General features: G+C 66.3%; 22 protein-coding genes and 1 tRNA gene. 3 read left to right on the forward strand and 20 right to left on the reverse strand.

Annotated elements, in window-relative coordinates:
* Positions 1–57: 57 nt before the first annotated feature.
* The 7 genes from dtd to QPC17_RS07620 all read right to left on the reverse strand — a co-directional run bounded on the left by dtd (position 58) and on the right by QPC17_RS07620 (position 5,441).
* Positions 58–507, reverse strand: a complete 450-nt coding sequence (gene dtd, locus QPC17_RS07590; RefSeq protein WP_285347187.1) for a D-aminoacyl-tRNA deacylase — start codon at positions 505–507, stop codon at positions 58–60.
* Positions 507–839: a DUF2516 family protein gene (locus QPC17_RS07595; RefSeq protein ID WP_062613221.1), complete on the reverse strand. Its 333-nt coding sequence runs from the start codon at positions 837–839 to the stop codon at positions 507–509. The genes dtd and QPC17_RS07595 overlap by 1 nt, the downstream gene beginning before the upstream one ends.
* Positions 840–847: 8 nt before the next feature.
* Positions 848–1,930, reverse strand: coding sequence for a CAF17-like 4Fe-4S cluster assembly/insertion protein YgfZ (gene ygfZ / locus QPC17_RS07600; protein ID WP_285347188.1), 1,083 nt, complete (start codon positions 1,928–1,930; stop codon positions 848–850).
* Entirely contained in the window at positions 1,927–2,118 is a 192-nt protein-coding gene (locus QPC17_RS07605; RefSeq protein WP_070446268.1) for a hypothetical protein, read from the reverse strand. The genes ygfZ and QPC17_RS07605 overlap by 4 nt, the downstream gene beginning before the upstream one ends.
* The gene (locus QPC17_RS07610) at positions 2,118–2,726 is read right to left on the reverse strand and encodes a heme-binding beta-barrel domain-containing protein (protein WP_062613215.1); all 609 of its coding nucleotides are present in this window, start codon (positions 2,724–2,726) and stop codon (positions 2,118–2,120) included. Before QPC17_RS07610 ends, QPC17_RS07605 begins: the two co-directional genes overlap by 1 nt.
* A gap of 9 nt (positions 2,727–2,735) precedes the next feature.
* Positions 2,736–3,566 carry a hypothetical protein gene (locus tag QPC17_RS07615; RefSeq protein ID WP_143601971.1) on the reverse strand — a complete coding sequence of 277 codons (831 nt, stop codon included), beginning with the start codon at positions 3,564–3,566 and terminating at the stop codon, positions 2,736–2,738.
* 315 nt (positions 3,567–3,881) lie between these two features.
* Positions 3,882–5,441 carry an alanine/glycine:cation symporter family protein gene (locus tag QPC17_RS07620; protein WP_068538589.1) on the reverse strand — a complete coding sequence of 520 codons (1,560 nt, stop codon included), beginning with the start codon at positions 5,439–5,441 and terminating at the stop codon, positions 3,882–3,884.
* Between QPC17_RS07620 and QPC17_RS07625 the strand changes: the two genes are divergently transcribed.
* The 3 genes from QPC17_RS07625 (at position 5,440) to QPC17_RS07635 (ending at position 7,396) form a co-directional block, all read left to right on the forward strand.
* On the forward strand, positions 5,440–5,631 hold the full coding sequence (locus QPC17_RS07625) for a hypothetical protein (RefSeq protein ID WP_062613210.1): 192 nt from the start codon (positions 5,440–5,442) through the stop codon (positions 5,629–5,631). The genes QPC17_RS07620 and QPC17_RS07625 overlap by 2 nt on opposite strands.
* Positions 5,632–5,758: 127 nt before the next feature.
* Positions 5,759–6,388: a DUF47 domain-containing protein gene (locus tag QPC17_RS07630; RefSeq protein WP_285347189.1), complete on the forward strand. Its 630-nt coding sequence runs from the start codon at positions 5,759–5,761 to the stop codon at positions 6,386–6,388.
* Between the two features lie 3 nt (positions 6,389–6,391).
* Positions 6,392–7,396 (forward strand): inorganic phosphate transporter, encoded by a 1,005-nt coding sequence (locus QPC17_RS07635; protein WP_068538587.1) that lies wholly within the window; start codon positions 6,392–6,394, stop codon positions 7,394–7,396.
* Between the two features lie 221 nt (positions 7,397–7,617).
* Here QPC17_RS07635 and pstB read toward each other — a convergent pair whose 3' ends face one another.
* The 13 genes from pstB to QPC17_RS07700 all read right to left on the reverse strand — a co-directional run bounded on the left by pstB (position 7,618) and on the right by QPC17_RS07700 (position 21,011).
* Positions 7,618–8,397, reverse strand: a complete 780-nt coding sequence (gene pstB / locus QPC17_RS07640) for a phosphate ABC transporter ATP-binding protein PstB (RefSeq protein WP_062613203.1) — start codon at positions 8,395–8,397, stop codon at positions 7,618–7,620.
* 23 nt (positions 8,398–8,420) lie between these two features.
* Positions 8,421–9,464: a phosphate ABC transporter permease PstA gene (gene pstA, locus QPC17_RS07645; protein WP_068538586.1), complete on the reverse strand. Its 1,044-nt coding sequence runs from the start codon at positions 9,462–9,464 to the stop codon at positions 8,421–8,423.
* Positions 9,461–10,573 carry a phosphate ABC transporter permease subunit PstC gene (gene pstC, locus QPC17_RS07650; protein WP_068538727.1) on the reverse strand — a complete coding sequence of 371 codons (1,113 nt, stop codon included), beginning with the start codon at positions 10,571–10,573 and terminating at the stop codon, positions 9,461–9,463. The genes pstA and pstC overlap by 4 nt, the downstream gene beginning before the upstream one ends.
* A 59-nt stretch (positions 10,574–10,632) precedes the next feature.
* Complete coding sequence (locus QPC17_RS07655; protein ID WP_062613199.1) at positions 10,633–11,769, reverse strand: phosphate ABC transporter substrate-binding protein PstS; 1,137 nt, start codon at positions 11,767–11,769, stop codon at positions 10,633–10,635.
* A gap of 120 nt (positions 11,770–11,889) precedes the next feature.
* Positions 11,890–12,846, reverse strand: coding sequence for an NUDIX hydrolase (locus QPC17_RS07660; RefSeq protein ID WP_070446210.1), 957 nt, complete (start codon positions 12,844–12,846; stop codon positions 11,890–11,892).
* 9 nt (positions 12,847–12,855) lie between these two features.
* Positions 12,856–15,285 (reverse strand): RNA degradosome polyphosphate kinase, encoded by a 2,430-nt coding sequence (locus tag QPC17_RS07665; RefSeq protein WP_210382979.1) that lies wholly within the window; start codon positions 15,283–15,285, stop codon positions 12,856–12,858.
* Between the two features lie 215 nt (positions 15,286–15,500).
* Positions 15,501–16,115: a hypothetical protein gene (locus tag QPC17_RS07670; protein WP_285347190.1), complete on the reverse strand. Its 615-nt coding sequence runs from the start codon at positions 16,113–16,115 to the stop codon at positions 15,501–15,503.
* Positions 16,116–16,298: 183 nt separating this feature from the next.
* Positions 16,299–16,375: transfer RNA gene (locus QPC17_RS07675), tRNA-Lys, on the reverse strand.
* Between the two features lie 213 nt (positions 16,376–16,588).
* On the reverse strand, positions 16,589–17,626 hold the full coding sequence (locus tag QPC17_RS07680) for an EamA family transporter (protein WP_285347191.1): 1,038 nt from the start codon (positions 17,624–17,626) through the stop codon (positions 16,589–16,591).
* Complete coding sequence (locus tag QPC17_RS07685; protein ID WP_068538583.1) at positions 17,619–18,128, reverse strand: AEC family transporter; 510 nt, start codon at positions 18,126–18,128, stop codon at positions 17,619–17,621. The genes QPC17_RS07680 and QPC17_RS07685 overlap by 8 nt, the downstream gene beginning before the upstream one ends.
* 9 nt (positions 18,129–18,137) lie before the next feature.
* Positions 18,138–19,103, reverse strand: coding sequence for an endonuclease/exonuclease/phosphatase family protein (locus QPC17_RS07690; RefSeq protein ID WP_285347192.1), 966 nt, complete (start codon positions 19,101–19,103; stop codon positions 18,138–18,140).
* Positions 19,087–19,488, reverse strand: coding sequence for a peptide-methionine (R)-S-oxide reductase MsrB (gene msrB, locus QPC17_RS07695; protein ID WP_101923540.1), 402 nt, complete (start codon positions 19,486–19,488; stop codon positions 19,087–19,089). Before msrB ends, QPC17_RS07690 begins: the two co-directional genes overlap by 17 nt.
* The gene (locus tag QPC17_RS07700; protein WP_276787517.1) at positions 19,485–21,011 is read right to left on the reverse strand and encodes a mechanosensitive ion channel family protein; all 1,527 of its coding nucleotides are present in this window, start codon (positions 21,009–21,011) and stop codon (positions 19,485–19,487) included. Before QPC17_RS07700 ends, msrB begins: the two co-directional genes overlap by 4 nt.
* Positions 21,012–21,110 lie beyond the last annotated feature (99 nt).

The following is a 21,110-nucleotide window of genomic DNA, read 5'->3' on the forward strand; positions in this document are numbered from 1 at the left end:
GGCCGGGCCTATGGGAACCTCGTCCCACGAACGGCCACCCCCGGCGGTGCCGGGCGCCTAAACCTCCACGAGGATGGTGAACGGGCCGTCGTTGACCAGCTCGACGTCCATCATCGCGCCGAACAATCCGGTCTCCACGTGTAACCCGTAGCCTCGGACAGCATCAACCACCGCGTCGAAGACCGGCTCGGCCACCTCGCCTCCGGCCGCGTGGGACCAGCTGGGTTTGCGGCCTTTGCGTACGTCCGCATACAGCGTGAACTGTGAGACCAGTAGCACAGGGGCGCCGGATTCCTCGGCGCTGACGCGGGCGGCTGGGTCGTCACTGCCATCGGGGGCTCGCAAGAGCTTGAGCTGGGCGATCTTTCGGGCGGTCTTCTCGATCTGGGCCGGGCCGTCACCGTGAGTGACGCCCACGAGCACGCACAGGCCCGGGCCTATCTGGCCCACCACCTGGCCCTCGATCGTGACCGAAGCCCGCTTGACGCGCTGGATGACCGCGCGCACTACCAACTCCCCCTCTGGGGCCCGCGGCCGCGCCCGGCCCCCGGGCCCATCTTCGAGCGCTCCGGGCCGAGGTAGTAGACCACGGCGATGAACAGGGCCAGGCGGATGAAGCCGGCCAGCGGCAGATAGATATGGAGGAAGCTCATCGCCGCGTAGGCGAGCGTCCCACCGCCGAGCATGGCCAGCCAGAAGTTCTTCGACTGGGAGGCAAGCGCGAATTGGCGGGGCGGGCGGGCCACCGCGTCAATGAAGGCCCACACGAACACGCCCGTCACCGCCACCGGCAGGACCACGTTCAAAAGGATGTAGAAGGTGTAGTTGATCTGTCCCATGGGTCTACCTACCGCCGGGCGCGCATGCCGGCGCCCGGCCGCTCGTCCGGCGACGCCGACGACTTGCCCTCGCGCGCCACGATCGGTACCTGGGCGGCGACGAACGCGCCAACGGCCAGCTCGCCCTCCGGGACGTTGCGCTTGAGCAGAGCCAGGGCCACGGGGCCCTCCTCCGAATCGCGGGCGACCGAGGTCAGCTGACCCACGACCTTCTCCCCCGCCTTCACCTCCGCTCCCGGCTCGGGCAGCTCTCCCTCCGGGCCCTCAAGGTAGAGGTAGGCCAGCCGCCGCGGCGGGCGGCCGAGGTTGACCAGCTTCGCCACGGTCTCTTGGCCGCGATAACAGCCTTTCTCCAGGTGGACGGCGGTGCGCAGCCAGTCGAGCTCGTGTGGCAGGGCCCGCTGCACCACCTCCGTGTTCTGGCGCGGGCGCCAATCCGAAATCCGCTTCGCTTCCCACGCCTGCAGGCCGGCCGGCACGAAGCCCGCCGCCCCAAACGTCTCGATGACCGCCTCCTCGGGCCGCGCCGCGATGAGCACGCGCGCCGAGTCGCAGGCCGGGTGGTCGGCGTCGGGAACGCCGTAATGCGCACCGCCGGGTAGGGTGCGCGGCCAGGGGTCGTACCAGACGACGGCCGACAGCGCGGCGATCGCCTCGGGCACGCCGGCGGGCGCGAAGAAGCCGAAGACCCGCACGTCCGGGCGGGCGACCTCCACGCGCATGCGGAAGACCATCGACTCGAGGAACGCGGCGAAGGGCTCAGCCTGGCCACGGTCAAGGAAGAACCAGGTGCGCTCGCCGTCGTCGATGACGCCGGCGGCGGTGCAGATGTGGCCGTTCGGGTCGAGCAGCAGCATCTCCGAGCTTTCGCCGGCGGGCAGGTTCAGGAAGTCACGGGTGGTGAGGTTGTGCAGCCACGTGGCACGGTCCGGGCCGGAGACCGCGAGGACCTCGATGAAACCCAGGTCGGTGAAGGCCCGCCCGCGGGCCAGCAGGTTCTCCTCCGCAAACGGGTTGCCATAGTGGGCCGGCACGCCGTGCGTCTCATCCAGCACGGCGCCAGGAAGATCGACCGAGCGAGCCGGGCTCACTCCTCATCCGCCTTGCTTGCAAAATAGCTCACGCCCCAGTGGCCCTCGGGCTCGGCGCCCTTGACGGGCGATTCGGGAGCCGCGGGGTCGCAGACCGGGCGGGCGGCGCCGTCGGCCTTACCCGTAGCCTTGCCTCCCTTGTCCGCGAAGTAGCTCATGCCCCAGTGGCCGTCTTTCTTGTCGGTCATCACTCCTCCTCGGTGCTGGGGGCGTCCACGGAGCCGTCAAACTGGCGCGACAGCCGCCCCGCAAGGTAATTGCGCATCTCGAAGCCGAAGGCCTCCATGTCGTAGGCGTAGAAGAAATCCGAGGCGACGTTGCCGCCCAGGAACTTCGCCGCCGTAAAGTCGGCCGCGGCGCCGGAGCGGATCACCGTGTCGGTGACCATCTGCAGGCGCGGGCCGTTGATGAGGCCCACCCACAGCTGGGAAATTCCCATCGGTGTGGCGACCGTGGCTTCGAGCTCCACCGCGCCGTCCTCCCGCTTCGGGGCGTCCGGCGTGACGCGCAGGTAGCCGGTCTGGGCCGACCACAGCACGTCCTTCGTCAGGTGGTCGTACGTCCACTGGCCGGGGGCCTCCTTGTCGACCTCCGAGGCCGGCTCCTTCGCCAGCCAAATCCGCGAATTGAGGCGCACGTACGGGCCGCCATCCACGGCGTCAATGGTGAGCTCGTGGAGGTAAGCCGCGGCGTCCACGTTGTCATATTCGAGCACACCGCCGCCGTGCCAGGAGTCAATCAGCCAGCCCAGCGGGTAGTTCTCCGGGGCCAGGTTCTCAGGAAGTCGGAAAGTCATGCCCTCAGCTTAGAGCACAACAAGCGTGAAGATGTAGCCGATCATGCCCAGCGCGCAATGCGGGATCACGGCCTTCACATACCCCTGCACCCAGGTCAGCGGCCGCTCGAAGGTGCGCATGCACCGGCGGATGAAGGCGAACACCAGCCCCACGCACACGCCGATCGCGCCGCCCACCCACACCGGGCCCGACAGCAGGAAGGCCGCTACCAGCCCCACCACCGTGGTGTTGAGGAGGCCGAGGAGGTTGGCGTGGTCGAGGTCAAAGCCGTGGATGAGGGCCGCCACCGCGATGACGATAGCGGTCAGCAACCCGACGAACGTGCCCGCCGCCGGCAGCGCCCGGCTGGTGGCGTGCCAGTCCCCCGCCGCGAACACCCACATCGACGCCGAGATCATCAGCATCGCCCCGCCCGCTGACGCCGAAATGTGCTCGATGAGGTGGAGTCGGCCGTCGTGGCGCATCATCTCCCCCACGAACGAAGCAAAGATGGCGAAGGTGGCGGCCAACATCATGCCGGGCATCGAGCCGAAGCTGGCCGCGACCAGGCCCGCGACCAGCGTCAACGTCATGACGACGCGCGAGACGGCCCGGTTGGTCAGGCCAAGGAGCACCGGCCAGCCCGAAATCAGGGGGGCTGCCGCGAGCGCCACCGCGATCACCGCCGCGAGCGGGCCGAGCGACGCCCCGAGCGCGATGAGGGCGGCATAGAACGCGCCGATGGATGCCCACACAAACGGCGGGCGCACATCGGTGGAAGGACGAGCCGGGGACTCCCGATCAAACAGCCGATCAAGGAGCGAAGGCGTGCGTCCGGGCTCTTGCGTAGAGGACGTCATAGCCAAAAGTGTATCTCCCCAAACTCCGGTAGTAGGACTTTACCACGGAAAACGGCGCCGTGGCGCGGTTTTGAGGCAAGAGCGGAGAACGTGCACGGGCCCGTGGCGGGCGCGGAAACCGTGCGTAACTTGGGGCGTGACAGGGCGGGGAACGTGAGTTAGGCTAGAGCCAGACACCGGATCGCGAAAGCCCCGGGCTCCAAATATTTGCCGCTACGAGCGGCCTTAGCGCCGACAGGCGCTCTCGGGTTCGGTGTCCTAAGCGTAGGGCCGCACCTTCTCGTGCGGCCCTTCCCTTTGCCCGCGGGGTGCCGGCTACTCGTAGGCCTTGGCCGAGTTCACCGCGCCGTCCCACACGTTGCCCTCGAGCACGCCAGGCAGGCCGGCCTGCGAGGGCACGAACACGGGCTCGGTCACGCGGCGCGCGCCAGCCGTCCCGGCTCCAGCAGCGCCCGCCCCAGCGCCCACCGGCACCTCGACGAACCCATCGCGGGCGATAGCCGCCTTTTGCCGCTCGTAGTCGCGTAGCGCGGCCATGACCCAGCCGGACAGGGACAGCACGCCGACGAGGTTGAGCACGGTCACCACGAACATGGCCAAGTCCATGAGCGCCCACACGAACGTCAGCGCCAGCACCGCGCCAACGAACGAGAAGACAACGATGGCCACCTTGCCCACGGTGATCGCCCACTGCGGGGCGCGCAGGAACACGAGGTTGGCCTCGCCGTATGCGTAGGCGCCGAGGATGGAGGAGAAGCCGAAGAAGAAGATCATGATCGCCACGGGCCACGCCATCCAGGACCCCATGGTGGAGGTGATAGCGGTGGTGGTGAGGTGGCCGGCGTCGTCGGGAATGGCGGTGGTGAGGTCGAGCACGCCGGCGGTCATGATGATGAAGCCGGTGGCGGTGCAGATCACGATGGTGTCTACGAACACGCCGAAGGACTGGATGAGCCCCTGCTGGACGGGGTGGGCCACGGTGGCAGTGGCGGCGGCGTTGGGGTTGGTGCCCATGCCGGCCTCGTTGGAGAACAGACCGCGGCGCATGCCGTTGACCAGCGCGGCGAGCACCCCGCCGGCCGTGCCCGCGAGCGCCTCATTCAGCCCGAAAGCCGAGGAGAAGACGTCCGTGAAAAATTCGGGGACGCGCCCGATATTCATGACGATCACGATGATCGCCACCAGCAAGTATGCCAGCGCCATCGCGGGCGAGATGATCTCGGTGGAGCGAGCCACCCCGCGCACGCCACCCAGCACCACCACGGCGGCGAGCACCGCCACCACCGCGCCGGTCACCCAGGCGGGCACGCCCTGGGAGGCGTCGAGCACGCCGGCGATCGAGTTGGCCTGCACCATCGGCATGGCGATGAACATGGAAAACACCATGGCCACCGAGAACGCGACCGCCAGCCCGCGCGACTTCGCCCCGCGCAAGATGTAGTTGGAGGGCCCGCCGCGGAAGGTGCCATCATGGTGGGCGGACTTGAAGATCTGGGCGAGTGTGGCCTCGGCGAACGCGGTGGCCATGCCGATGAGCGCCACCAGCCACATCCAGAACAGGGCGCCCGGTCCGCCCAGGATGAGCGCGAGCGCCACGCCCGTGATGTTGCCGATCCCGATGCGGGTGGCCATGCCCATCGCGAACGCCTGGAAGGACGAGATCCCGCCCTGCGAGCCGGCGCGCGAGTGGCCCACGTACCGCAGCATGTCGCCAAAGCGGCGCACCTGCAGGGCGCGCCCGCGGAACGTCAGATACAGGCCCGCGCCCATGAGCACGGCGATCATGATCCAGGCATACAGCCAATCACTGACCGACCCCAGCGCGGCCGTGGCCGGCCCGGTCAGCTCGTCGATCCATTCCTGCCATTCCTGCATGATCTTCCTCTTCTCGTTCTTCGTTCACGACGCCGTGGTGCGGCTTTCGCCGTTCGGCCCAGCTTTCGTCCGCCTCTCGGCGATCGTCGGGCCCGGCGTCGTGGCCCCGGTCGACGTCGTGCAACAACTGCTGACGCCCCTCAAGTCTCACACATGGTACCTACGCCAGCCGGGGCGGCTCACGGTGTGAAATAGATGGTCGTTTGACCGAAATACCCGGGTACGCACGGTCCGTTTTCTCATTTCTTGGAAAAGTAATTCATCCTCGCGTAGCCTTGGCGTTGAGAGCTGTTAACCTATTCGGAGGCGTACGCCGCATGGCTGGATTCCTGTCACGCTTTGCCACTCAACACAAGGTCCAGGACCTTCTTAACGAGCAGGCATCTTTCCTTGTCCGGTCGGCCCGGACGCTGGCTGATATGGTCGCCGCGGGTACCACGCAGCGGGTGGAACTCAACCGTGCGTTGCACCAGATTGAAAACGACGCCGACGCGTGCAATCACCTCGTGTTGCAGGAGATCGGCTCCCGCTTCATTCTCCCCTACGATCGCGGCGACCTCATCGAGCTGACCGGCCAGATCGACACGTGCGTGGACCTGATTGACGAGGCCGGCAACAACCTGGTGCTGTACAAGATCGGCGAGGTCCACGAGCAGCTGTTCGAAATGGCCGACATCATTATTCAGTGCGCCGAGCACGCCATCACCGCGGTGGGCAAGCTAAAGAAGATCGAGCCGTCGATCCGCGCGGAGTGGCTCGAGATCAACAATCTGGAGAACCGTGCGGACCAGATCTACCGCGAACTCATCATCGACCTGTTCGAATCAGACTGTTCGGGCAAGGAGATCCTGGCCCGCAAGATCACGCTGGATTCATACGAGGCCGCGGTCGATTCCTTCGAGACCCTCGCCAGCCGCATCGAGCTGCTCACGCTGAAGGAGTCCTAAGCCTTGGATCCGGTATTGGCGTTAGTGATCTTTGTTGTCGTTTTCGCTTTCGTCTTCGACTACACGAACGGTTTTCACGACGCCGCTAACGCCATCGCCACGTCGGTCGCCACGCGGGCGCTGACCCCGCGCGTGGCCCTGCTGATGGCCGCCGTCATGAACTTCATTGGAGCGCTGCTGGGCACGGGCGTGGCCGAAACGATCGGCTCGGGCATCGTGGAAGTAGCACCCTCAGATGGAATATCGGGCCTGCTCGTGGTGATCGCGGGCCTGGTGGGCGCCGTCGTGTGGAACCTCACCACCTGGTGGTTCGGGCTGCCGTCGTCGAGCTCGCACGCGCTTATCGGCGGCCTGGCCGGCGCAGGCTTGGCGGCCGCGTTTACAGTGCACTGGTCGGTGATCGGCATGAAGGTCATCGTGCCGATGTTCGTCTCACCGTTCGTCGGATTTGGGCTGGCCTACCTGCTGATGTCGCTCATCCGGCGTACCTTCCAGAATGCCACCTACAAGACCACGATGAAGCGCTTCCGCGTGGCCCAGACCGTGTCCGCGGCAGCCGTGGCGCTCGGTCATGGCCTACAGGATGCACAAAAGACCATGGGCGTCATCGTCATCGCGCTCGTGGCCGGCGGGTACCACGAGGGCAGCTCGGTGCCGCTGTGGGTCAAGCTCGGCGCGGCCACCGCGATCTCGCTCGGCACGTACTCGGGCGGGTGGCGCATCATGAAGACGCTCGGCACCAAGATCGCCGACCTCAACCCCGCCCAGGGCTTCGCCGCCGAGGCCGTGGCCGCCTCGGTTCTATACACCACCGCGTACTTCTGGCACGCGCCTATTTCCACCACGCACACTATCACGTCCTCAGTCATGGGCGTGGGGGCCACCACACGCCGGTCGGCCGTTCGCTGGTCCACTGCCGGCAACATCGTGGGGGCCTGGTTCATCACCTTCCCCGCGGCCGGCCTGGTGGCGGCGGCCGTCAGCTACGTGCTGCACCTCTTCGTTTAGGTCCGCGGCCTGGTGCCGCCAGGCGCGGCCAGGCCGCTGCCGATTTGAAAACACTGGACGAATCCGGGCCGATCTCCTCATATACGAAGACCGGCCCGAAAACGTCCAAAGAATTTCAATCCGCGGGGCCCGCCCGGCCCGCCTGGCCAGGTTGGCCCGCCTCCGGGGCCCATAAAAAGGCGGCGCCACCCGAAGGTAGCGCCGCCTTTCGCCGCCGGTCGTCACCCGAAACGACCGGACACATAGTCTTCCGTCTCCTTGTGAGTCGGATTGGAGAAGATCTTTTCCGTGTCATCAAACTCGACGAGGTGGCCGGGCTTGCCCGTCCCCTCAATGTTGAAGAAGCCCGTCTTTTGCGAGACGCGGGCCGCCTGCTGCATGTTGTGCGTGACGATCACGATCGTGTAATCGGAGCGCAGTTCCTGCATGAGGTCCTCGATCGCGAGCGTGGAGATCGGGTCGAGCGCGGAGCAGGGCTCGTCCATGAGGAGCACCTCGGGCTTGACGGCGATCGCGCGGGCGATGCACAGGCGCTGCTGCTGGCCGCCCGATAGCGAGGAGCCGGGCCGGTCGAGCCGGTCCTTGACTTCTTCCCACAGGTTCGCGCCGCGTAGGGACTCCTCCACGATGCGCTCGCCCTCGGCCTTCGGCAGCTTCTTGTTGTTGAGGTGCATGCCGGCCAGCACGTTGTCGGCAATCGACATCGTGGGGAACGGGTTGGGGCGCTGGAACACCATGCCCACATGCTGGCGCACCTGCACCGGGTCCACGCCCGGCCCGTAGATGTTCTGGTTGTCGATCTCCACCAGGCCCTTGACGTGGGCGCCCTGGATGACCTCATGCATGCGGTTGAGGGAGCGCAGGAAGGTGGACTTGCCACAGCCCGACGGGCCGATGAGGGCGGTGATGGAACGGGGCTCAATATCGACGTTGACGTTCTCCACGGCGAGGAAGTCGCCGTAGTAGATATTGAGGTCACGCACCTTGATGCCTTCAGACATAAGAATCCTTTCTTTCCCAGCGGCTACTTTTCGCCCTTGGGGGCGAACCGCTTTGCGATCCAGCGAGCCAACAGGTTGAGGATGAGAACCACCAGGATGAGCAGGAGGGCTCCGGCCCATGCTTCAGCCGAGTTACCAGAAACGTACTGGTTATAGACGTAAACCGGCAGGGTGTACATCTGGTTCTGGAAGATATTGTAGTTGTAGAAGTCGGTGGTTCCGGCGGTGATCATGAGCGGTGCGGACTCGCCAATGATGCGGGCGATGGCGATGAAGATGCCGGAGATAATGCCCGACACGGCGGTGCGGAGCACCACGCGGATGATCGTGCCCGCCTTGGTGACGCCGAGCGCGTAGGAGGCCTCGCGTAGCTCGTTGGGCACCAGGCGGAGCATTTCTTCGGTGTTGCGCACGACGATCGGGGTCATGAGCACCACCAGGGCGATCGCGCCGGCGAAGCCGTTTTTGAACTGGGCCTGGCCGAAGAGTGCCTGGTTGATCATGGGGATCATGGCGGCGGCGAAGAGGCCGGCCACGATCGAGGGGATGCCGGTCATGATGTCCACCATGAAGGTGATGAAGCGCTTGAGCTTCCCCTTGCCGTATTCGACTAGGTAGACTGCGGTGAGCACACCGAGAGGCACGGAGATGAGCGCGGCGAAGCCCGTGATCAGCAGGGTGCCGACCACGGCGTGGCCCGCACCCGTCACCGAGTCGGCCATCGACTGGCCGAAGGTGGTGGAGGTGAAGAAGCCGGCGGCTGACATGCGCGACCAGCCCTGTGCGAGCACGGTCCACAGCAGCGACAGGAGCGGGATGACGGCGGCGACGAACGCGCCGATGATCATCGACGTCATCACCCGGTCGGTGCCGTAGCGGCGGCCCTCGACACCGAATCCGGCGCCGGCCACGATGGCCAGGTAGAGGAAGAGGAAAACGATGACGCCCACCGCGCCAGAATCGAAGATCTGGGCGCCGACGACACCGATAACCACGGACGCGACCAGGGCCGCGGCGGTGAACCATGCGGGCAGGCGCTTTTGAGTGGTGGCAACAGCGGTACTCATGCGTTCGCTCCTGAGAACTCGGCGTAGCGGGCAACGATCGCGCGGGCGATGAAGTTGACCACGAACGTGATGACGAACAGGATCAGGCCGAGCGCAATGAGGAAGTCAGACTCGATGCCGGAGGCTTCGGGGAAGCGCAGGGCGATCTGCGAGGCGATCGTGGAGTGCTGGCCGGGGCTCATGAGCTTGAAGTTGATCATCATGCCGGGCGAGAGCACCATGAGCAGGGCCATGGTTTCACCGAGTGCGCGGCCGAGGCCCAGCATGGAGGCCGACACGATGCCGGAGCGCCCGTGCGGGAGCACCACCATCTTGATCATTTCCCAGCGGGTGGCGCCAAGCGCCAGGGAGGCTTCCTCCTGCAGGCGCGGGGTCTGCACGAAGACCTCGCGGGCCAGGGAGGTGATGATCGGGAGGATCATGATGGCGAGGATGATCCCGCCCATGAGGATGTTACGTGCCGGCGGGACGAAAGCCGCGGCGGTGCCGTCGGGAAACCACTCGTAGTGCTCGGCGAGCCAGGACAGGCCGGGAAGGCCGCCCTCCCAAGCGCCGTCGGCACCGGGCTTGCCGTTGAGGAAGGTGAAGATCGGGGTGAGCACGTCGGAGATCCAGCTGAAGACCGGGCGCATGAGCGGCTCCAGCGTCCACATACCCCACAGGCCGAACACCACGGAGGGGATGGCTGCAAGGAGATCGATGACGTAGCCGAAGGCGGCGGCGAGCTTGCGCGGGGCGTAGTGCGAGATGAAGAGTGCGATCCCCACGGCGAAAGGCACGGCGATCACCAGCGCGATAATGGCGGCGAGTAGCGTGCCAAAAACGGTCGTGCCGGCGAACTGCCAGAAGTTCTGGCCCCGGGCGAAGCCGACCTGCTCCACGATCTCATCGTTCGGCGTGATGAGCACGTTGCCGGACGACAGCAAGAGGAATATGAAGACGGCGGCCAGCAGGGCAAGGATGCTGATGCCGGAAAGGTTAGAGATTCCGCGGAAGACGCGGTCGCCGTACCGGGCACGGCCCGACGCCGGAGCCCAGGCTCCCGGCGCCGCGACTGCTTTCTCCGTCTGGTCAGCCGGCTCGGCCGCCGGCTCAGAGGTTTGTAACACCACAGCTCCGATCCTGGCGTGGGCCAGCCCCCGAGGGGCTGGCCCACGCTGGTCAACTCTTAGTTAGTCTTGATCTGGTCGACCGCGGCCATGACCTGCTCGCGCAGGGCGTCCGAGATCGGGGCGTTACCGCCGTTAGCCTTCGCCGCGACGTCCTGACCTTCCTTCGAGGCCATGTAGGTGAAGTACTCCTTGACGATGTTCGCGGTGTCCGCGTTGTCGTACTGGGTGCAGGCCACCAGGTAGGAGACCAGGACCACCGGGTAGGCGCCCGCGACCGTGCCGTCACGCTTGAGGTCAACCGTCAGGATGCGGTCGGTGGCGTTAGAAGCCGGGGCCGAATTGTCAACGATGGCGGCAGCGGCCTCGGGCGAGTAGGCGAGGAACTCACCAGCAACCTCGACGGCGACGGTCCCAAGATCACCGATCTGGGAGGCGTCGGCGTAGGTGATGGCGCCCGGGGTGGAGCTGACCAGGTTGACCACACCGGAGGTCTTCTCAGCGGACTGGGTGCCGGTGATCGGCCAGGTGTCCTCGGGCTTGAAGTCCCACTCACCGGAGGACTCCACGAGGTACTGCTGGAAGTTCTTCGACGTGCCGGAATCATCAGCGCGGTTGACCGGGATGATCGGCATGTCGGGCAGCTCGACGCCCTCGTTGAGGGAGGCGATCGCCGGGTCGTTCCACTTGGTGATCTCCTGCTTGAAGATCTTGGCGATCACGTCGGCCGACATGTTGACCGAGTCGATGCCATCAAGGTTGAAGGCGATGGCGATCGGGGAGATGTAGAGCGGCACCTCGATCGGGCTCTCGCCGCCGCAACGCTCGGTGGCAGCGGTGAGCTCTTCTTCCTTGAGGGCCGAGTCGGTGCCGGCGTAGTCAACCTTGCCAGCGATGAACTGCTCGCGGCCGGTGCCGGAACCGGTGGCGTCGTAGTTCACGATCGCGCCGGTGTTGGCGGTGAAGTTGTCGCGCCACGCCTGCTGGGCGTTTACCTGCGACGAGGCACCAGAACCGTTGATGGTGCCGGAAAGCGAGCCAGAGCCGGTCTTATCGGCGCTCGTGGAGTCGGAAGCGCTGGGGGAATCTGTCGCCCCGTTGGTCTCCGAATCGCTGCCGCCGTTCGAGCAGGCGGCGAGAACGAGCGAAAGCGAAAGGGCAAGGCCGGCGGCTGCGCGGTGACGTGCAATCTTCACAGTATTCCATCCTTTGATGTAGAACTTGAGGGAGAACTCCCTTAAGTTCAACGCTAAGAGGGACACCTTTCTGCACAGCACACGTCCGGTTAACGCGAGGTGAACTGGCTGTCAAGTATTTCACATCGCTGGGCGGATCTTTTCAAAGGCGATGACGACGGCCTTGTCCTTCTTCTTCGCAACGTGCACCACCATGATTTCCCCGGTCTTCAGCCACGGGTCCTTCCCCGGCAGCTGGCGGCGAAGGTGGTGCGGGGTCACGCCCTTGAGCACGTCCAGCACGGTGGGCAGCGTGGGCCGGTGCACGCACACCGCGGTAGCCCTTCCCTTGCCCAGCACCTGGCTCAGCACGGCGGCCATCTTCTTCGGTTTCTTCACGTGCGCGGCCTCGGTCAGCGCCTCGCGGGTCTCGAGCTCCAGACCGGTGGCCTTCGCGTACGGGGCCACGGTGTCCAGGCACCGCTTCCACGGCGACGTCACCACCCTGTCCACCCCGTACACCGACAGCAGGGGCACCAACCTCTTGGCTCTCACCACCCCGGTAGTCGTCAGCGGCCGGGTCTGCTCCGGACCGTTGTAAACCGAGCGCTTGGTCGCCCGCGCATGACGCGTGACGAGCACCGGCGTCGCGCAAAGCACGCCCGCCTCCTCCAGATCCATCAGGCGCTGAAGCATCTTGCGGTCGCCCTTGTGGGTGAGCATCTTGTGGGCGTCCTTGACGGTGACCCACCGCGCGTCGTCGATCTCCTTCTTCGACGCCGGCTGCACCTTCCCCCGCGCCGCGAGCGCCGGATGCCCCTTATCCGCCACGGTGGCCGCCCAGTAGCGCACCTCCTTGCTCTTCCCGCTACTGACCGTGTAGTGCTGCCAGCCGAGCGGGACGCCGAGCACGACGTCGTGGCCCGTCTCCTCCTTCATCTCACGGATGCAACACTCATGCAACGTCTCCTCGCCCTTGACCTTGCCCTTCGGCAACGACCAATCCTTCCACGTGGGACGGTGGACAATGAGCACTTCAAGCGTGCGGGAACGCCGGCGCCACACAACGGCGCCGGCGGCCCGAATATCAACCGACACGCGCGGCCCCTAGCGACGATCCGCCACGGTGGCGCGGGCGCGCGCCATCAACTCCTCCTGGGTGTCGGCCAGCAGGTTGCCCTCGGCATCCCGGATAGTGTGCACCCAGCCGTCGGCCGTCATACGCCAGGAGCGCACGTCGTCCGACGTCGCCCGGCGCACCATCTCGATGAGGAACTCCTTCTGGTCCGGCTCCACGATCTTGATGAGCGCCTCGATGCGGCGGTCGAGGTTGCGGTGCATGAGGTCCGCCGAACCGATCCAAACCTCCGGGTCGTCGTCGTTGCAGAAAGCGTAGACGCGCGAGTGCTCCAGGTAGCGGCCCAAGATCGAACGGACGTTGATGTTCTCCGACATGCCCGGGATCCCCGCGCGAAGGCAACAAATCCCGCGCACCTGGATGTCGATCGGTACGCCGGCCTGCGAGGCGCGGTAAAGGGCGTCGATCACGCGCTCGTCCACCAGCGAGTTCGCCTTGAAACGGATCCACGCGTTGCGGCCCGCCTGCTTGTTCGCGATCTCGCGCTCGATGCGCTCGATCAGGCCCGAGCGGATGCCCGTGGGCGCCACCAGCAAGCGGTGGAACTTCACCTTCGGCGCGTAACCCGAGAGCTGGTTGAACAGGCGGGTGGCGTCCTGGCCTACATCGCGGTCGCACGTAAACAGGCCCAGGTCCTCATACCCGCGGGCGGTCTTCGGGTTGTAGTTACCCGTGCCCACGTGCACATAGCGGCGCAGCCCGTCCGACTCCTGGCGCACGACGAGCGACAGCTTGCAGTGCGTCTTCAGGCCCACGATTCCGTAGACCACGTGCACGCCCGCCTGCTCCAGCTTGCGCGCCCACTCGATGTTGTTCTCCTCGTCGAAGCGGGCCTTGATCTCCACGACCGCCAGCACCTGCTTGCCCGAGTTCGCCGCCCGGATGAGGGCATCGACGATCGGGGAATCGCCCGACGTACGGTAGAGGGTCTGTTTGATCGCCAACACCTTCGGATCGTCCGCCGCCTGGCGGATGAAGTGCTGGACCGACGTCGAGAACGACTCGTACGGGTGATGGACCAAGATCTCGCGGCGGCGGATCGCGGCGAAGATGTCGGCGGCACGGGAGGATTCGACGTCGGAAATCCCACGGGCCGTGACGGGCACGAACTTCTTGAACTTCAGCTGCGGGCGGTCCAAGTCATGGATGACGTTGAGACCCGTGAGGTCCAGCGGGGCCGGCAAGTGCAGCACGTTCTCCTCGCGCACGCCCAGCTCGCGGGTGAGCATCTGGAGAACGCGCTTCGAGATGTCGTTTTCCACCTCCAGGCGCACGGCCGGGCCGAAGCGGCGGCGCAGGAGCTCCTTCTCCAGGGCCTTGAGGAGGTTCTCGGCGTCGTCCTCCTCCACCTCCAGGTCCTCGTTACGGGTGACGCGGAACGTGGAGTACTCCACGATCTCCATGCCCGGGAACAGCGCATCCAGGTGGACGCCGATCACTTCTTCCAGCGGGATGTAGGAGGTCTTGCCCTGCTCGTCCGCCGGAACGTCCTCCGGGCGGTACGGGCGGCCCTCCGAATCCACCGCGATGAAACGCGGCAGCAACTGCGGGACCTTGACGCGGGCGAAGAGCTCCTTGTCATTCTTCGGGTTGCGCACCAACACCGCGAGGTTCAGCGACAGGCCCGAAATGTACGGGAACGGGTGCGCCGGGTCCACCGCCAGCGGGGTGAGCACCGGGAAGATCTGCTTGCGGAAGAACTTCGACAGGCGATCCTTCTCCGTCTCACCCAGGTCCGACCAGTGCTGGATCACGATGCCGACCTCCGCCAGCTTCGGCTGGACGTCCTCCGCGAACACGCGGGCGTGGCGCTCCTGCAGCTCCTTCGTGCGGACCGTGATGCCTTCCAACACCTGGCGCGGGGTCAGGCCCGACGCCTTCGTGACCGCCATGCCCGTGGCAATACGGCGCATGAGGCCGGCCACGCGGACCATATAGAACTCATCCAGGTTCGAGGCGAAGATCGCCAGGAACCACGCGCGCTCGAGCACCGGCAGTGTCTGATCCTCCGCCTGCTCCAGCACGCGCTCATTGAACGCGAGCCAGGACAGCTCGCGGTCAAGGAAGCGGCCCTCGGGGAGCATGCCCAGCGCTGAGTTGGAAGGATCGCCGGGCTCGCCGTCGGGCTGGTTGTGGCGCGCCTCCTCGGCAGCCTCGGTCTCGCGCACCAAGCGCTCGGCCTCCTCCACCAACGCGGCCGTGGACACCGACGCGCCCAGGCGCATCTCCTGAACGCGGGCGCGCAAGTTCGCCATTTCCTGGGAGGTCAGCTCGCTCACGTCCTCATCCTCGTCGAGGAATTCTTGGATGGCGGGCTCGGGAACGTCGTCAAAATCAAGGTGGTCACTCGGGGTGGATTCCACGAGAGCGGAATCGTCAGCAAGGTGTTCGTCGCTCATATCCGAATCGTCTCAGATCTCATGTGGGAGTATCAATACCCCCGCACAGAGCAAGCCGCGCGAGGCAGGGTGGGCCCGCGAATGCAGGTTAGCTCCGCGGATGGGGTTGGCCCCGTGGGGGCAGATTGGGCCGAGCGGGCGCCGGCCGGCCCGCTGGTGCGGGCGTCGTCGTGAAGTGGACGGACGGCGTCGTTGGACTGGCGGAGGCCGGCGGGCTAGTCGAGGCCGCCGCGGAGGAGGCGCTCGCCGGCAAGGCGGAAGTCGTCGGCGGTGCGAAGCATCGCGGTGTCGCGGCGGGTGACTTCGGTGGCCATCGGGTGGTCGTCCGAGGAGATCCACGTGGGCTGCACGCGGCCGAGGAAGTCCGTGAGGCGGGCGGATGCGCGCAGAACGCCGGCGAAGTCGCCGGTGAAGCTACCCTTGAACACCTCGTCCCACAGGGCGCGGACCTCACGTGGCGCCGCCACCTGTTCAGCCTTCTCGGGCTCATCATCCGCGAGCGCGAGACGAGCCGCGGCGAAGCGCTCCTCCGCCTCCTGCGGATACCGGCGAATCCACTCAGACAGCAAGAACCCACGCCAGAGCACACCCGGCAACGACTCCTCTGGCGAACTCACCCACGACTCCGCAATCGTATCCACCCCCTCGTCCGCAATGAGGGCAAGCACGCGTTCGCGCACCTCCGGATCCTCCTCATGGGTGCGCCCCAACGGCACAATCGCCTGCGCCGACGTATGGGCGAGCTCGGAGGTCGCGGCCGTGTCCGCGCCACCTTCAATCATTTCGACTTGCTCAGGCTTCAACTGGGCCGGCCTGCGTGGTGTTGACATGACTACCTCCTAGCGTTGTGCTCCCATTGTCTCGCAGATCAGGGGCGATGTGGGCAGATAGAGGAAAGTCGCCGCAGGGCGCGGCGGGAGGCTGTCGTCACCAAAAGGGCTTTCTCGTCACTCAAATCGTTGATTCTGGTGACGAACAAATTCGTTTGGTGACGAGAAACCTGTAGGAGCTAGTGGTAGGCCCCGTGGGACTCGAACCCACAACCAACGGATTAAAAGTCCGCTGCTCTAACCAATTGAGCTAGAGGCCCGCGCGAGTGCGCGGTTGGTACGCCTGAGTCGGCGGCGTCCAACCCGGAAAGTCTACCCCGCTTGGCGCCCACGGAAAAATCGCAAGCAGTGGGAATTCGCGGTTCGGACCAAATCTCCGACCGCGCCGCACCCCAGGTGAAGGGAGGCAACAAGCAACCACGAAGCGGTGACGGGCCGGAGGCAAGCATCACCGGCCGAGGCGACGCGGCACCCTATCGGTGCGGTTTGCGGCCCTGGCCGGGCTCGCCGTGCTGGCCGGGTTTGCGAGACTCGCCCGGCTTGCGCCCCTGCCCAGACCTGCCGGCCCGGCCGGGGACGGCGCGGCGAAGTCGCGGCGTCCAGGTCACCAGCATGACGGCCACGGTGATCAACACGAGTCCCCCGAGTTCGCCCAGGGTGGGGATCTGGCGCAGGATGATCATGCCGACCAGCAACGACGTGGCGGGGTACAGCGCCCCGAGGAGTGCGAACGTGCCGGCCGGGATCTTCGACAGCACGAAGACTTCCAACCCGTAGGGCACCACCGACGAGAACACGCCCACGGCAATCATCAGGGCGAGAAGCTTGGGGCTAGTCGCGATCACGGCGAAGCCTGGGATAGCCAGCCACACGAACGCGAGCGCTCCGATCGCCATGCCGAGGGCAAGGGAATCCGCACCTAGCCCGGCACGCGCCACCTTCGACCCGACCCACATATACACGGCCCACGCCCCGCCCGCCGCGATGGCGAGCACGACGCCGGCGAGCACTCCCGGCGCGGCCAAATCCACCCCGACCCACGAGATCGCAAACACCCCGCCGAACGCGAACACGATCCCGGTCCAGATCCGCCAGCCGCGCCCGGTCACGGCCGCGAGGAGCACGGGCCCCAGGTATTCGAGCGCAACGGCCGTCCCCAGCGGGATCCTCGCGATGGACTGGTAGAACAGCAGGTTCATCGTCACGAGCGCCAGGCCGTAGATCGCGGTAAGTCCGAGCCGGCGCCGGCCGAGCTCGCTGCGGAAGTCGACCTTCGGCCGTCGCCAGATCATCATAAAAACCGCGGCTACGGCAACGCGCCCCCAGGCCACGGCGCCCACGGCCGCCACCGCGAACAGGGTGACCGCGATCGACGCGCCCAAGTACTGGATGAGTCCGGCCGCGATGAGGATTCCGGGCGCGGCGGAGCGCATGGAGGTCTCGGTGAAGTTGAGGCTCCCTGTGAGGTGTCTGCTGTCTCGGCCGCCCCACCGGCCGTCGGCCCTAGCCATAGAAAATCGCCGCCACGACAACAAGCATAGGCATGGATGCGAGCGCGCTGATAACGACGGCGTCACGGACCAGCCCCACGCCCACCTCGTAGCGGTGGGCGATGGCGAAGAGGTTGTTGGCGGTGGGGAACACGGCCACGACCATCGTTGCCAGCAGTTGTTTTCCTTCCAGGCCCAGGGCCATGGCCAGGGCAAATGTGACGATGGGCGAAAGCAACACGCGGAATCCGACCGACGCGGCTAGCGGCAGGGCGTCCCTCCCCCGCCGCAGCTGGGCCGACGCGAGAGAGACTCCCATCGCGATCATCATGACGGGCACGGTGGCGTCGGCGAGGTCGGCCGAGCCGACCGTGCGCATGAGCAGTGCCGGCATGGTCACGAAGAAGACGATCCTGGATAGCCCCCGGTCCGCGCCCGGCCCGACCACGCGGAACTTTACGAGCGCGAAGCCGATCGCCGTGTAGACCAGGAGCGTCCAAATGCTTAAGAGAACGTCACCCACGCGCCCAGCCTACTCGGTGGGCCGGCGGGTTTCGGGGCCGTCCACGTCGAGGACGCCCGCGGTTTCGGGGCAGGGCCTTGACGACGACGCCCGGGCTGTCACGTCCACGACGACGGCCGCGTGGTCCGAGACCGGCAGGCACACCGTGCGGTCTTGATGGGCGTGGAGTCCGCGGCCGAGCACGTGGTCGATCTGGATGCGGGGCGCCCAGCTGGGCGTGCCGTTGCCGCGGTGGAGGATCTCGAAGACTGGCTGGCCGGGCGCGGTGGGCGTGGCTGCCGCGAAGCGGGCGAGCTCCTGCTCCACGTGGTTGATGCGCAGGTTGAGGTCGCCGATGAGGAGGGCCGGCATGCCGGGCGCGAAGTGGTCGAATCCACGCAGGGCTACCTGGAGTTGCTCGCGGGCGGTGGAGCGAACCGTTGACAAATGGGCTACGCCCACCACCACCCGACCCTCCGGGGTGTCGATGAGCGCATACAGGCAGGCCCGGCGGTCGGGCCATTTCACACGCCAGGAGGTTTGCCGCCCGCGCAGGGAGGCGCGGGCGGCCGATAGGCCACCGACCAGATCCACCATGCCGCGCCCGATATCCCGCCACCGGGCCGGATCCTCCCCGCGGACGAGAGGCGTGTGCCGCCCGGGCAGGCGGAGCACCCGCGCGCGAACCAATGGCCACCGCGTGAGTAGTCCCATGCCATACCGGCGGCGTGTTGGCGCGAACAGCGCCCGCAACCCGGCTGCCTCCGCCACCAAGGCCAGCTGGTCTACGCCACCCGAGCGCCACTTCCCGCGGTCGACCTCCTGCAGGCCCACCACGTCAGCGCCCATGCGCGCGACCTCATCGGCCAGCACTCGCGCCGATTCCCGTCCGGCGCGCTTCCCCACCTCCACCGACGCCGTGGGCTGGCCGGCCGGCACGGGCGTCGCATATTCGATGTTGAAGGTGAGGACTCGCACGTTAGGCGTCCGGTTCAAAGCGGAGCGCCACCGAGTTCATGCAGTAACGCTGGCCCGTGGGGGTGTGCGGCGCATCGGGGAACACGTGGCCGAGGTGCGATCCGCAGCTGGCGCACTGGACCTCTGTGCGGACCATCCCGTGCGAGCGGTCCTCCACGTAGATCACCGCGCCCTTCTCATTCGGGTCGTAGAACGATGGCCACCCACAGTGGGAGTCGAACTTCGTGGTGGAGCGGAACAGTTCGGCATCGCACGCGCGGCAGTGGTACATGCCATGCCGGTCCTCGTTGAGGAGCTCGCCCGTGCCGGGGCGCTCGGTGCCCGCGAGACGGAGCACGTTGAATTCCATGGGAGTGAGGATGTCACGCCACTCGTCGTCGGTCTTGTTCACTCGGAAGGTCATATATTCTCCTTCGTTTCCGTATCCGTGACAGGGAGTTTTTGAGTTTCGGCGCTTAGCTTACGCTCTTCGTAGACCTTCTCGCCCGGACCCGCGAACTCCTTCGCCCGTTCCTCCGCCTCCGTCGACCCGGTAAAAATCGCCGACTTCGCGGCCGTGGTGGGCGTTTCGACCGTGGGCTCCCCGCCCTCGGCACCACCGTCTGCGCCGCCCCCAGCGCCCTTCCCCGCGGCCAGCTCAGCCTCCCGCTCCGCGAGCGGCACGCGCAAGAACTTCGCCACGTCCTTCGTCGAGATGACCTCGGTCTCCTGCGTGTCGTCCACGCTCCCGCCCTCCGGCTCGAACGCCGGCGGCTGCCCCTCGCCGCGTTCCTGCACCAGTGCGAGCGTCTCCTCATTCCGCGCAGCCATGTCGCCCATCTGACCCGAGTAGTAGCGTTCGTGCGGGATCGACTGCGGCGCCTCCTCCTGGATCCAGCGCACCATTTCCTCGCGCACGTGGTTGCGCAGGTCGGTGAGCGTGGGCGAGTTCTTCGCCGACACCAGGCAACGCAAGTTGATCCGATCCATCGACGCCGCATCAGCCACCAGCAGCACGCCCGTGCGCCCGTCCCACAGGTCGGTGTTACGCAAGATCTGCTCGAAACGCATGCGGGCGGCGTCGATCGGCACGGCCCAATCGACCGTGATGATCACATCCCCCATCATGTCCGGCGCCCGGCGCGTCCAGTTCTCGAACGACTTCGTGGTCATGATCGTGGACGGCACAATGATCCGCCGCCCGTCCCACACCGCCAGCACCACGTAGGTGAGCGTGATCTCCTCCACCTTCGTATAGTTGCCCTCGTACAGCACCACGTCATCCACCCGGATCGAATCGGTAAACGCCAGCTGCAGCCCGGCGAACACATTCCCGAGCGTGGTCTGCGCCGCGAGGCCGGCTACCACGGAGATAATTCCCGCCGACGCGAAAATCGACGCCCCCGCCGCCCGCGCCCCCGGGAACGTCAGCAGCGCCACCGCCACGCCCAGGATCCACACACTGGCCTTGATCACGCGTCGCAGAATCTGGGTCTGGGTTTTCACCCGCGCCGCGCGCCCCTCCGAGGTCTCCGCCATCCGGTCATTAATCGCCCGCGTGACCCCATCCACCAGGCCCGACAACACCCATGTCACCGCGCCAATAATCGCCAACACGAAGCCGTGCCCCACCCAATTCAGCCAATCCGGCGGCGTTGCCGGCATGACCGTCAGCCGATAATGGAAGCCCAGCCACGCGCCCACCAGCGCGAGCAGCACCTCCAGCCGCCGACTGACCGCGCGGTACACCCTGTCCATATGCACGCTACGTCGCGTGAGGATCCGCAACCCCGCGATCAGCAGCAGCCCCGCGACAATTCCCACGAGCATGCCCGCACCGATCGTCAGGATCATCTTGACCACGTCAAAAGTCACCTCAACGGCGGCCTCCACGGTATCCTCACCGTTGGCCTCCACAAACACTGGCAGCGCACCAAACATATCCATGCCTCAAGGCTAAACCACCCCTCCGACAAACACTCACCGCGTTTCGCTGACAACTCACGGCGCCCCTCCCGCGCGCCCGGCCCCGGTACCCCCGCCCCT

This window comes from Trueperella bernardiae, assembly GCF_030246965.1.
Taxonomy (GTDB): domain Bacteria; phylum Actinomycetota; class Actinomycetes; order Actinomycetales; family Actinomycetaceae; genus Trueperella; species Trueperella bernardiae.

Bases quoted from the DNA above. Each gene is read 5' to 3' on its own strand.
- QPC17_RS07595 (WP_062613221.1), bottom strand. From the start codon at position 839: ATGGGACAGATCAACTACACCTTCTACATCCTTTTGAACGTGGTCCTG.
- QPC17_RS07700 (WP_276787517.1), bottom strand. From the start codon at position 21,011: ATGGATATGTTTGGTGCGCTGCCAGTGTTTGTGGAGGCCAACGGTGAG.
- QPC17_RS07665 (WP_210382979.1), bottom strand. From the start codon at position 15,285: ATGAGCGACGAACACCTTGCTGACGATTCCGCTCTCGTGGAATCCACC.
- pstB (WP_062613203.1), bottom strand. From the start codon at position 8,397: ATGTCTGAAGGCATCAAGGTGCGTGACCTCAATATCTACTACGGCGAC.
- QPC17_RS07620 (WP_068538589.1), bottom strand. From the start codon at position 5,441: ATGCAGGAATGGCAGGAATGGATCGACGAGCTGACCGGGCCGGCCACG.
- QPC17_RS07625 (WP_062613210.1), top strand. From the start codon at position 5,440: ATGATCTTCCTCTTCTCGTTCTTCGTTCACGACGCCGTGGTGCGGCTT.
- msrB (WP_101923540.1), bottom strand. From the start codon at position 19,488: ATGACCTTCCGAGTGAACAAGACCGACGACGAGTGGCGTGACATCCTC.
- QPC17_RS07615 (WP_143601971.1), bottom strand. From the start codon at position 3,566: ATGACGTCCTCTACGCAAGAGCCCGGACGCACGCCTTCGCTCCTTGAT.
- QPC17_RS07605 (WP_070446268.1), bottom strand. From the start codon at position 2,118: ATGACCGACAAGAAAGACGGCCACTGGGGCATGAGCTACTTCGCGGAC.
- pstA (WP_068538586.1), bottom strand. From the start codon at position 9,464: ATGAGTACCGCTGTTGCCACCACTCAAAAGCGCCTGCCCGCATGGTTC.
- QPC17_RS07610 (WP_062613215.1), bottom strand. From the start codon at position 2,726: ATGACTTTCCGACTTCCTGAGAACCTGGCCCCGGAGAACTACCCGCTG.
- QPC17_RS07670 (WP_285347190.1), bottom strand. From the start codon at position 16,115: ATGTCAACACCACGCAGGCCGGCCCAGTTGAAGCCTGAGCAAGTCGAA.
- QPC17_RS07680 (WP_285347191.1), bottom strand. From the start codon at position 17,626: ATGGCTAGGGCCGACGGCCGGTGGGGCGGCCGAGACAGCAGACACCTC.
- QPC17_RS07630 (WP_285347189.1), top strand. From the start codon at position 5,759: ATGGCTGGATTCCTGTCACGCTTTGCCACTCAACACAAGGTCCAGGAC.